The organism is Sphaerimonospora cavernae (assembly GCF_042435035.1).
GTDB lineage: Bacteria > Actinomycetota > Actinomycetes > Streptosporangiales > Streptosporangiaceae > Sphaerimonospora > Sphaerimonospora cavernae.
The window spans coordinates 390,548-401,817 of the sequence record NZ_JBHMQT010000044.1 but is presented as its reverse complement, the minus strand read 5'-3'; the positions used below and the strand labels follow the sequence as shown (position 1 = coordinate 401,817).

Annotated in this window: 12 protein-coding genes; 7 read left to right on the top strand and 5 right to left on the bottom strand. The window is 67.3% G+C overall.

The features are described 5' to 3' along the window. Positions 1–31: 31 nt before the first annotated feature. From ACFHYQ_RS21925 to ACFHYQ_RS21915, 3 genes are all read left to right on the top strand, one after another. A complete protein-coding gene (locus ACFHYQ_RS21925; RefSeq protein WP_394302993.1) occupies positions 32–280 on the top strand; it encodes a hypothetical protein in 249 nt (82 codons plus the stop codon). A 205-nt stretch (positions 281–485) separates the two neighbouring features. After that, the gene (locus ACFHYQ_RS21920; RefSeq protein ID WP_394302992.1) at positions 486–3,194 is read left to right on the top strand and encodes a hypothetical protein; all 2,709 of its coding nucleotides are present in this window, start codon (positions 486–488) and stop codon (positions 3,192–3,194) included. A gap of 5 nt (positions 3,195–3,199) precedes the next feature. After that, positions 3,200–4,702, top strand: coding sequence for a DEAD/DEAH box helicase family protein (locus ACFHYQ_RS21915; protein ID WP_394302991.1), 1,503 nt, complete (start codon positions 3,200–3,202; stop codon positions 4,700–4,702). A 33-nt stretch (positions 4,703–4,735) separates the two neighbouring features. Here ACFHYQ_RS21915 and ACFHYQ_RS21910 read toward each other — a convergent pair whose 3' ends face one another. The 4 genes from ACFHYQ_RS21910 to ACFHYQ_RS21895 form a co-directional block, all read right to left on the bottom strand. Continuing rightward, complete coding sequence (locus tag ACFHYQ_RS21910) at positions 4,736–4,996, bottom strand: hypothetical protein (protein WP_394302990.1); 261 nt, start codon at positions 4,994–4,996, stop codon at positions 4,736–4,738. A 43-nt stretch (positions 4,997–5,039) separates the two neighbouring features. Then, the gene (locus ACFHYQ_RS21905) at positions 5,040–5,477 is read right to left on the bottom strand and encodes a PIN domain-containing protein (protein ID WP_394302989.1); all 438 of its coding nucleotides are present in this window, start codon (positions 5,475–5,477) and stop codon (positions 5,040–5,042) included. Continuing rightward, complete coding sequence (locus ACFHYQ_RS21900; RefSeq protein WP_394302988.1) at positions 5,474–5,707, bottom strand: CopG family transcriptional regulator; 234 nt, start codon at positions 5,705–5,707, stop codon at positions 5,474–5,476. Before ACFHYQ_RS21900 ends, ACFHYQ_RS21905 begins: the two co-directional genes overlap by 4 nt. Before the next feature lie 68 nt (positions 5,708–5,775). Beyond that, on the bottom strand, positions 5,776–6,414 hold the full coding sequence (locus ACFHYQ_RS21895; protein WP_394303032.1) for a hypothetical protein: 639 nt from the start codon (positions 6,412–6,414) through the stop codon (positions 5,776–5,778). Between the two features lie 37 nt (positions 6,415–6,451). On the opposite strand from ACFHYQ_RS21895, the gene ACFHYQ_RS21890 reads away from it, so the two are divergent. The 4 genes from ACFHYQ_RS21890 (at position 6,452) to ACFHYQ_RS21875 (ending at position 9,773) form a co-directional block, all read left to right on the top strand. Next, positions 6,452–6,997 carry a sensor histidine kinase gene (locus tag ACFHYQ_RS21890; RefSeq protein WP_394302987.1) on the top strand — a complete coding sequence of 182 codons (546 nt, stop codon included), beginning with the start codon at positions 6,452–6,454 and terminating at the stop codon, positions 6,995–6,997. A 410-nt stretch (positions 6,998–7,407) separates the two neighbouring features. Further along, positions 7,408–8,343 (top strand): hypothetical protein, encoded by a 936-nt coding sequence (locus tag ACFHYQ_RS21885; protein ID WP_394302986.1) that lies wholly within the window; start codon positions 7,408–7,410, stop codon positions 8,341–8,343. Continuing rightward, on the top strand, positions 8,321–9,172 hold the full coding sequence (locus ACFHYQ_RS21880; protein WP_204017920.1) for a hypothetical protein: 852 nt from the start codon (positions 8,321–8,323) through the stop codon (positions 9,170–9,172). Before ACFHYQ_RS21885 ends, ACFHYQ_RS21880 begins: the two co-directional genes overlap by 23 nt. Positions 9,173–9,440: 268 nt before the next feature. Further along, positions 9,441–9,773, top strand: a complete 333-nt coding sequence (locus ACFHYQ_RS21875) for a hypothetical protein (protein WP_394302985.1) — start codon at positions 9,441–9,443, stop codon at positions 9,771–9,773. A 220-nt stretch (positions 9,774–9,993) separates the two neighbouring features. Here the strand turns inward: ACFHYQ_RS21875 and ACFHYQ_RS21870 are convergent, their stop codons facing one another. Beyond that, positions 9,994–11,202 carry a Fic family protein gene (locus ACFHYQ_RS21870; RefSeq protein ID WP_394302984.1) on the bottom strand — a complete coding sequence of 403 codons (1,209 nt, stop codon included), beginning with the start codon at positions 11,200–11,202 and terminating at the stop codon, positions 9,994–9,996. Between the last annotated feature and the right edge of the window lie 68 nt (positions 11,203–11,270).

Sequence of the window (11,270 nt, the reverse complement as noted above, 5' to 3'; positions counted from 1 at the left end):
CAGAAGATCACACCAAGGGGAGCCTGCCGTGATGAACGCACACCACCGAGGAGATTCCGATGCGGACCAGGATTCCACTCGCATCGGATTCCTACGCCCCGCGCTCTGGCTGCTGCTGATAATCAGCGGGGCCGGCAACGTGATCACGTCCCTCGTCGACGGCGACGTCATCGTCGACATCGCGTTCGGGACGGTCGCCCTGGTCTGCGTCATCGCGCTGGTCACCCAGCACTACCGGCATCGCCGTACCTCCGCCGTCCCCGACGCCCGTGACCACTGAGCACACAACTGAGCACAACTGAGAAACGGCGAAATTCGCCGTTTCTCAGTTGACACCCGCGGCGGGACCGGCGTCCGGTACGTCCGCGGCCTTAGCTTCCCCGACTGACGCTGAGGACCTGTCTCAGAGCGATGACGGCCCATGTGTCCGGGGCTCGTTCTACAGTGCCCTAGCGGAAGCGACAGGGAAGTAAGGAGCACAGAACGTGGGGGGACTTCAGTCAGGAGGTGGCACGAGCGCCGTCGCCGCCTCGGCGCATGCCGGATGCGAGCGGTTCCGGCTGACGGATCCGTTCCTCACCCGCAGGACCCGTAAGGCACTGGCCGTGCAGGTCGGCCATCCCGACATCACCGCCGGGATCCCGGAGGCCCGCTGGATGCGGGCGATAACCTTCGAGAGCCTCGTGCACTCCGAGCGCTTCGTCTCCGAACTGCTCACGAAGACAGTCGGACAGCTCGACCTCCCCCGCCCGGAAGCCGTGCGCCGGCGTGACTGTCGCGGCGATGTCGCCGTCACAGCCGCCGAACTCACCCAGGCGCATGCCAAGGCGACCTCCTCCGGCGAGGCCACCATGGTGACCGCGCTCGCCGTGCCGTACGTCAACCTGGAGGATGTCTCCGACGCGACCGCCGTTCAACCGGACTTCGCGGTCGTCTGCCCCCGCGAGGGCGGCGGCTCCTGGCTCATCATGGGCGACGCGAAGGACTACGAGCGGATTCGCTCACGCATCGACGACGGCCGGATGCTCAAAGGATTCCTGCAGGTCGCCCTGGGCGCCGAGTCCGCCGCCGCCTGGAGCAGGCTGCCGAGCGGGATGCGGGTGCACCACTACGGCGCGCTGGCCGTACCGCGCAACGCCTTCCTGCAGCCCGAGGCCGTCGTGGAGCTGTTGGACGACCACCGGGTCGAAGTCCGGATGAGGGCGGATGAACGACTCGAGGCGAAGGCGAAGCTCGGTGGATCCTCCCCGAGGGAGGAGGAGCTGTCGGCGTACCTCGCTCATCTGACGGCGGCCTTCGACCCCCACAGCTGTGTGACCTGCAACCTCTTCGCGTACTGCCGGCAGGAGCTCCGTGCCGACGACGACCCGCTCGCCGTGCTCGCCGAGATCGGAATCGACCGTTTCAGCCGGCCTGCCGTGGCCGGGCTCGTCTCCGGGCTCGTGTCCGGCACCGACCCGGTCGGGCACGTGCCGCAGAACACCGTCGCCCCCAGCACCGTGGCCCCCAGCACCGTGGCCCCCAGCACCGTGGCACAGGTCAGCGCCACCATCAGCGGCCTCCCGCAATGGACCGGGCGCCTGCGTACCGACCCGTGCGGGTCGGCCGGCACGATCGACCTGGTGCTCGTGAAGTCGGATGGCGCGGCTCTCGGCGTACACGGCGTGGCCGTACGGAAAGTCGGGGCGGACGGGCCGGACCGCTGGGTGCGGCGGGTCTTCTCCGACCCGCATTCACCGCTCACCCGACGGGCGGTGATGCGGATGCTGGGCGTGGCCATCCGGGAGATCCAGGAGGCCGGTCTCGGTCCGGTCCACCTGGTCGTACCGGATCGTCCGACCGCCGACCTGCTGGCCACCGCCGCCGATTCCCTGGCCGGGATCGAGTTGAGCCGGCTGCGCTGGCAGCATGACCTGGACAGCGGCCGCCCGGCCCTGACCTTCGACGGGGAGCCCGCTACGCTGCCGGACCCGCTGCAGGCCGACGAGCGGCTCGCGGTCAGCTTCCTCCTGGAGGAGGACCGGGCCCGGGCCATGAGCCTGCGCTCGCCCGTCGTCGACATGCGGGCCGTGATGGCCTCACATGTGACGCCCGGCGGTCCGGCCGTGGACGCCGGCCGGTTGGACTATCTCGTCACCTGGGCCGAGGCCGCCGACCCGCTGGACCACCGCCAGGTCTCCGACACCATCGCCGCGCAGCCGGAGACCCCCGGCGCCCGGCTGTCCAACTCCGCCTCCGACGAGATCCACCGGGTGCTGAGCGACAAGGACACATACCGCAAGCTGGTGGAGGCGGCCCTCGACTATCGCATCGGGGTGCTTGAGAGGGCGCAGAGCGTCCTCGACAGGCTGCCGATCTCCCGGCTGCGCGATGTGCACCGCGTCCTGGAAGGCGACGCGCAGGAGGTGTGGGGCCGCCGGGTCGCGCTGCAGGCCTCCGACCTCGTCCGCTTCTCTCGTACGCACCGGAGCTGGCGAAACTCCCAGGTCGACATGCTGGATGCCGACCGGAAATGCTTCGACCAGCTCACCTGCCTGGCCGACGCTTCGATCGCGCGCGACAGGGCGGCCGACGCCGGGATCCGCGAGCTGGCCCTCGCCACGGTAATCGATCTCGACCCGGTCCGCCTCGAGGTGCGGTCACGACGTCTGGCCGGCGGGTCACGGGTCGTCGCGCTGCACATGAACGGCCGCGGCCTCGTCGAACAGCCGAGCACGACCATCAAGATCCAAAAAGGGTCGTTCAAATTCGGGCAGCTGCCGGTCGGCGCGCTCAGCTCGATCGACGGCGTCGAAGGACTCCGCTGGGACCCCGTCGTCGTGCCCGACCTGTCCGTCGGTGACGTACTGGTCCTGGCCGACGCCGACTGGTTCGGCAAGGCGCTGCGGTCCGGCCATGAGATCACCGTGACACGGCCGTCCCTGGACAACCAGTCCGCCCCCAAGGCCACGTGCACGCCTGACACGTACGCCGCCGACCCCGAAAGCCACAGATGGTGCTGTCGGCCGCACGCCATCGCCGAGGCCGAGTGGTCGGACGAGCTCGCGGAACGCCGGGCCCGCGGTGAGCTCAACCCCGAGGTCTGGCCGCCGCTGGTCGACGACGAACGCTTCGACGTCGGGCCAGGTGACGATGGACCGGTGCCTTCGCCCACGCCTGCCCCGGACCGGCTGACCATCGACGACCTGGACTGAACCCCATGACGATCACCTTCTCGGCCCCCGCCCCGCCCGTCGGCGACGCGATCCATCACGAAGCCGCGGCCAACGGGAACATCGAGGCCGCTCAGCGGGCCATCACCACGCTCCTGTCCGTGCTGGACGGTGAGGCGGACCACGACAAGATCCTGCTGCGCGCCGCCGCGGGCGCCGGGAAGTCCTACGCACTCGTACGCATGGTGGAAGCAGCCCTGGGCCATTCGAACTGCACCCGCGTCGGCGTCACCGCCTTCGCCAACAAGCAGGTGTTCCCACTCGCCGGTGAGCTGGGCAAGGAGCTGGGCGCTTCCCGGGTCTGCCTGTTCGTGGCCGCGAACCGGCTGCCGGAGGTGCCGCAGGACGTGCTCGATCACGTCTCGGTCGCCACCTCCACCACCGGCATCCCCGCGACGTGCGCGGTGGTCCTCGGAACCTCGCACAAGATGGGCGCATGGGGTGAAGCGCAGCGGTTCCTCGATCATCTCGGCCCCGCCGCCAACGCCGACCTGCCGTACGACGTCCTGTTCGTCGACGAGGCGTGGCAGCTGCCACTCCACCGCTACGCGATGGTCGAGGGCCTGGCTCCGCTCTCCGTCGGCGTGGGCGATGTCGGCCAACTGCCGCCGATCGATCCCGGCCAGAACCCGTGGCGCGGCGACCCCGGTTACAACCCCTACCGTGCCTGGCCGACCGCCTACGAAGACCACGACGGCACCTTCACCGTCGATCTGCCCGCGGTGTGGCGACCCACGGCCGCCCAGCTTCCGCTCTGGCGGGCTTTCTACAGCGACTGGGACCGGCTGGACTGCGTCGCCGCTCCGGGCGACCGTACCGTCGAACTGCCGGTCCTGGCCGGGGCCGCCGGCGCGGTCTGGGCGTCCGTCGCCACCGGCACCCCGACGCTGCTCGAGGTCGATGGCCTGCCGGACCCCGAGGCCGCGGACGTCGACCCACCGCTCCTCGGGGTGATCGAGGAACTGCTCACGCCGCTCCTGGAGAACGAGTTCACGGTCGTGCGGCGGCGGTACGACGGCGTCGGCAGCCCTCAGGACGAGGTACGGATCAGTTCGACCGCGCCCTCCGGTGACCCCCTGATCGTCGTCCTCGCCACCCGGAACCAGGCCGTGGACGACGCGACCGCCCTGGTCGAGCGCCTCACGGAGAAGTACGACCTGCCGGACGGCGTGCTCCTCACCTCGACGGTCGACTCCTGGCAGGGCCAGACCAACGCCATCACCGTCGCCATCCACCCGCTCTCCGGCGCCGACCACCTCGACGAGTTCAACTCGGCGTTCGGCCGGCTCGCCGTCACCTGCACCCGCGCCACGCACGGACTCCTGATGGTGGCCCGAGCCGGCCTCGACGACCTGCTGAGCGAAGCCCCGGCCCGGCCGGGCACGCCACTCGGCGAGCCCGGAACCCGATCCCTCCCCCGGCAGACCCACCAGCGGATCCTCGCCACCTTCAGCCGCGCGACGTTGCAGCTCGGCATGGACATAGTGTGACGCTGTCCGGCCCGCGTGGAGTGGTCGAGCCGGTCAGTCCGCCTCGGTCGGCTCTTTCCCGGCCAGGATCGTCTGGCAATCCGCCCAGGCCGCCGTCGACAACAGCGGCCGGGCGCGAGTGAACAGCGTCAGCAGGTCAGGTCCGTACTTCGCGGCGAAGGCCGGATCGTGGTCGGCCAGGTCGAGCTCGTTGGCCGCGGTCAGTTCGGCGAACCAGGCCGGCTCGGCCGCGGCGATCGGCGCCGTCCGGTCGGTGAATCGGTCGCGGAATTCGACCGGATCGGCGGCGCCCAACTGTGGATAGACGTGCGCACGGCCGCACGCACCGTACGGTACGTTATGCGCCGATCTTGTCGACGTGGACGACGTGGATGCGCTCGTGACCAGCGGTCAGGGCGGTCAGGTGCGGCACGTCGGACGTGACGATCACGACCGGTCCTTCCTGGGCGGCTGCCGTGGCCGCGACCATGGCGTCAACAGCCTGGTCTGTGGCCAGCCCCGCCGCGCCGATCAATTTCCCGGCCTGTTCGCCGATCTCGCGGCTCACCGGTTCGACTACCACACCACCGAGAACGCGATATATGCCCGCGTCCCGTGGGGCGCCGCGTAGCGTCTCGGCCAGGATGGCGGCCGACGTGAGTACACGCCGACCGTCCAGGTGTGCGGCCTGAAGCCGGACGTACATCGCCCTGTCCGTTGCCGCGCGTGACAGGCCTTCGTTGTCGAGGACGAGCGCACCATGCTCGCGCGGGCGCACTCTCTGCCGACGCTTCACGCGGTCGGCCACTCGGCGCGAGCCGCCGCCAGCTCCTCCTCCGTGACCGGGCCATGGATCTCCCGGAGCTCCGCCACCAGGTCTCCCAACCGATCATGTTCCAGTTGCCGGATCAGCGCATGCGTGACGTACGCCGAGACGTTGCCGTGTCCTGCCCGGGCCCGCAGTTCGGCGGCGACATCCGCGGGCACGGTGATGCTCATCTTGTCGGTCCTCAGCGGCTCACCCATGCCTTAATCCTACCGTTGGGAGGATCAAGCTGCCCAGAGATCGCTCGCCTGAGCGGTTGATGGAGGTATCAGTCGAGGGACAGCCCTGCGGCCGGAGTCACCCGGGCGGCCCGCCGTGCCGGGAGAACAGCGGCGAGGAGTCCGGCCAGGGCGGCGATGAGGACGACGACGCCGAGTGACAGCCAGGGGACGTGCATGGCGGCGTCGCTGAGAGCCCGCTTCACGACCGTCTCGTAGCCGACCCAGGCGAACCCGACTCCGATCGGTGAGCGCGACATCAATGGGGTGGTCCCTGCCGATCTGCTCTCCAACGACGAACGCCACGTGGCCATTCCGGTGAGTACGGCGGTCGTCAGGGTGACGCCGACCAGCAGGGAGGTGGTGGTGGCGGCGGTCCGGCGCGGATTGCGCACCGCGTTCTTGGTCGCCAGCCGCCCGGCGGGGCCGATGATCCGAACCAGGCGGGGGACGAGCACCAGTCCGAAGAGGAGTACGCCGGCGAACACCGATCCTCCGCCGGCCAGCATGAGCGCCGTACCGCCTCGGACCATCGCCACCCCGAGCAGAGCCGGCCCGGTGACCAGGAGGAGAGCAGCGAGCGCCACCCCGATGGCGGCCGCCTCGCGGCGTACCGAACGCACCACCTGCCGCCGGGTCGTGCCGATGCAGCGCAGCAGTGCGAAGTCGCGGAGTCGTTGCGCGAGCAGGATGGAGAACGTGTTCGCGATGACCAGGACCGAGACGATGCTCGCGTCGCTGACCGGGACACTGGTCGGCGTCGGTCTCGGCTACGGGCTGATCGCCCTGATCAACGCCTTCACGCCCGCCATCCTGATGGGCACCGCCGAGCTGCCCACGCTCTGGCTCCTCCCGCTCGCAGAAGAACTCGGCCTCACCATCGAGACCTCCGGCGGCATGACCCCCACGATCGGCTCCCACGCGCTCCTGCTGCAGATGACGACGAACCTCGTGCACAACGCGATCGTCCACAACCTGCACGGACAGGGCGCCGTGTGGGTCACGACCAGCGTTCACCCCGAGACTGTGGTGCTCACTGTCGAGAACACCGGCGAGAAGCACGCCCCACAATTGGTTTCCACGCTTGTCGAGCCGTTTCGGCGCGGCACCGAACGTATACGCACCGACCACGCAGGTGTCGGCCTCGGCCTGGCAATCGTCAAAAGCATCACCCGAGCCCACGACGGAGCCCTCACCCTCACTCCACGCCCCGCCGGCGAGCTCCGCGTCACGGTGCAACTACCCGCCGCACCACCGCAGACTGGCAGATGACGATCAGGCAGCCCATCCCGCTGCCGCGCCCGCGCGGACGGGCGAACGAACAGCCACGGTTACATAGGTGGGGCTGGCCTGGTCCTGTGACCACCCGATCTGAATGATCTTTTCTACTGGGTGCTGAATGCAGCTATCCACGTCCAAGCCGGGTCGGGCCATCCGCTGGGGAGTCCAGCTGGTCATCTTGCTGGGTGTTCGGAAAATACATGCTCTCCACAGGCAGCGGAGATAGGCTTTTTCCTGAACACCGAAGGGGGGCGAGTATGGAAGCGTCACCACCTCTGCGCACGGCGGAGGTTCTCAGGGCAGGGATAGCCGTTCTGACCGAACGCCTGCCGAACGGATGGGCACTGCGAGTTCGCGAGGATGATCTGCCGCACAGGGACCACCTCGACAGGCTGGCGACGGTGACGGCACCAGGCGGCACTACGGCGACGCTGGTGCTGGAGGTGAAACGCCTGGTTCAGAGCCGCGACGTTCCCCACCTCCTAGAGCGCCTGGAAACACTCATGGGCAAGCTCCCTGACAGCCACGGGGTGGTCGTGGCTCGGTACCTGTCGGAGCCTGTGCGCAGACGCCTCTCCGACGCGGGCCTTTCCTACGTCGACGCCACCGGGAATGTCCGGATTAACGTGAGCCACCCGGGGCTGTACATAGCGGATCGAGGAGCCGATCGGGACCCATGGCGGGGTCCGGGCCGGCCGCGGGGCACTCTGAAGGGCGCTCCAGCCGCGAGGATCGTGCGCGCGCTGATAGATGCCGACAGGGCCTGGCCGATCCGTACGCTGATCGACTTCGCCGGCGTATCGACGGGGTCGACCTATCGAGTGATCGAGTACCTGGAGAGCGAGGGTCTGATCGTACGGGACGACGCGGGTGCGGTGATCGTGCCCGACTGGGTCTCTGTACTACGCCGCTGGAGCATTGACTACGGGTTCGTGGGGAACAGCCTGGTCACCCGGTGGATCGCCCCGAGAGGTCTGCCGGATCTGGTGAGGCGTGCGAGCGCAAGCAGCGTCACCTATGTCTTCACGGGTACGGTCGCGGCTGCCGAATGGGCTCCGTACGCACCCGCGCGTTCGGCGATGATCTATGTTGCGGACGCGGAGCAGGCCGCGATGTTGTGGGGTCTTCGCCGTACGGATGCCGGTGCGAACGTCATGCTGGCCGAACCCCAGATCGACGTCGTCTTCACACGGCACCTTGTCACCGCATCCCAGCTTTCGATCGCGGCACCGGCACAGGTCGCGGTCGACTTGATGACCGGTCCAGGACGGGCTCCCTCCGAAGCCGAAGAACTCATTGAATGGATGAAGCGAAATGAAGCATCCTGGCGTCGATAGGGACGACCTCCTCGTCCGCGCCCGATCCGCCCTCCTCGACGCCCTCGGGGCGCTCGACGAGCACCGGGAGGCGGTGATCGTGATCGGGGCCCAGGCGGTCTACCTGCGTACGGCCGGGATTCCCGTCGCGCTGGCGGAGACGACCAAGGACAGCGACATCGCCCTCGACCCCCGCCGACTCGACGACGACCCGCTCCTCGAGGAGGCCATGACCCGTGCGGGCTTCCATCGGGATCCCGTCAGCAGCCAGCCCGGTTCCTGGCTCAGCCCCGAGGGCATTCCCGTCGATCTGATGGTGCCTGAGGCCCTGGCCGGGCAGGGAACGAAGAACACCCGTGGCGCCAGGATTCCTCCTCACGACCGGCGGGCCGCTCGCCGCGCTCGGGGGCTTGAGGCCGCCGTCGTCGACAGCCCCCGCATGACGGTCACGGCCCTCGATCCGATGGACTCACGTACATACCAGGCCAGAGTCGCGGGGCCTGCGGCACTACTGGTCGCCAAGCTTCACAAGATCGCAGAGCGGATAGCCGCGCCGCACCGCCTCAACGACAAGGACGCCCACGACGCCTACCGGATCCTGATTGGCACCGACACTGCCGAACTGGTTCGTGTGTTCAAAATCCTGCGCGAAGATCCGGTCAGCGCCGAAACGACCGCAGAGGCGATCACCTATCTCGCCGAACTGTTCGCGGCCGGGCCTGACGCGCCTGGCGCCCTGATGGCAGGGCGGGCCGAGGAAGGGATCGGCGAGCCGGAGACCGTCGCGCTGGCTACGTCCCTCCTGGCCAGCGACCTCCTCACGGGATTGGAACCGCTCGTCCCAAGATGACAGCGAACCCCGCCTCCTGTAGAAGGAAGCGGGGCTCTCGAGCGTCAGGAGCTACTTCAGGAGTTGGCGGGCCATGACCATGCGTTGGATCTGGTTGGTGCCCTCGCAGATCTGGGTGTTCTCCGCCGTGCTCATGGGCCACCTGCGATAACCCTTGGATCCTGCCGCTGACCAGGGCGTACGCTTGCCGAGACCTTCCGTCGGTTGCCACCGGTTTTGCCGCTCTCACGGAACAGCCACGGAACAGACCATGATCAGGAGGTGTCCGGTGACGCTTCCCAAGAAGGGCTCTCGCCTCGTCACCGTGAGTGATGTGGCGTACCGCTGGCGCGTCCGCCACAAGCCCACCTACTGTCAGGGGAACGGCTGGACCCCCATGGCCTTCGCCGTCGAACTCGCAGAGAAGCCGGCCAGCGTCCTCCTCGTCACGCTCCCCTACTCCAGGCCCGACAACTGGCTCGGCGGACAATCGGTGAGCATCCGCCCCTCCCTCGTCGCGCAGTGCATCCTGAAGGCGATCAGCGAAGGATGGACACCGAACCTCCCCGGCCCTGTTCACCGACTGGATCTCGCCCGAGACCCACTTGAACACCCGCATTAGGAGAGCGGTAGTCGTACAGCTGATCTACACCACGTGAGCTGCATAAACACGGCAAGCGGCCCGCATTGCCCGGGAGATCACCCCGCGTATGTCCCGCGCCCACCGAAGTCGGCCACCACGTCACTCCATGGCGAGTGGCCCCGACCGCAGGGTGCCAAGTCCGAGGACCGGAACGCCCGCTCCTCCTTCGGGAGGGGGCGGGCGTCTCGTAGTTGATTCATCAGTTCTCGGACTGGCCGTTGGGATCCTCTGGTTCTGCTCGTAGCGGAAGGAATGCCTGCATGAGCTCAATCCGAGGACGAACTCCGCGGCGATCCAGCTCCACAAGTCCCATCTTCTCCAGCGCGTTCAGATCGCGGCTAACGAGCTTGGGCGTGTACTGCATGTATTCACGTGCGATCTCGGCGGACAGGTCGGGAATTTTGGGCCGAGGAGTGATCTTGTCCGGAGGCAGCGCAAGCAGGAGCTTGCGCTGTCGGACACCTGCGGTCGTGTTCTTGTCGTGAAACCGCCCATAGATGTAGTTCACCCACATAACCCCCAACTGGTGGCTGCGGATGACCTGGATTTGCCTTCGCAGTTCGTCCACGAAACCACGCAGTGCATATTGGATGAAGTTTTGTACCGGGTAGCCCGGCTCCCTACTTGTACTGGCGAGTACCCGGTAGTACTCGGAGCGTGTCCGGTTGTAGAAGTCGGATAGCACGTGCGCCGCCAATGTTGGGACGCCAGCCTTCACCAGCATCTGGAACTCCATCAGGCGTGCGGTTCGGCCATTTCCGTTGCCAAATGGATGAATCCAGGCGAGGTACAGGTGGGACATGATGGCCGACAAGATCGCAACCGGCATCCGGTAGTTGTCGTGGTCCCACGTCTTAACTGAGAGCTCGTGCAGCCAGTCACAGAGGCGACTGAGCAAGTACTCGCAATCTCCGCGCGGAGCTCCCCGATAGACCTTACCGACTGTCACGTTGCTACGGCTGATCTCTCCTGGGACGACATTGTCCTCCGGCGGCAGGTCGCGGAGCACGATCTTGTTGAACTCGGAGATGCGTTCGGGCGTGAGCTGAAGGGATCGGCTGTGAGCGACATCGTCAATGATCATGTTATAGCCGTCGACGATGTTCTTGATCTCCTGCTCTAGATACGCCTGCGAGGCTGGGAGGTCGAGTCTGCCGTCAAGGAGCTGCCGTACCTCTTCTTCCGAGAGGGTGTTGCCCTCGATCTGGGTAGTGCCATGCGCGTGCTTGGCGAGGTAAATCTGGTTGAGCTCCATCGCCACTTCCGGCTGGAGTGGTACGCCAGCAATGTGCTCGCACTTGGAGATCGCTTCGCCGAGCAGCATCCATGTCTCTTGGTCGAGAGCCTTTGCATCTAGGCTCAGGCTGAATGTGAGCCAGGGATGGGACTCCTCGTAGGGGCGGGTCATGGACCGATAGTAGTCCCCTATCTTCCCAAGTAAAGCTAGCTTTCGAGTCTATGTTCCGTCCCCTTCCT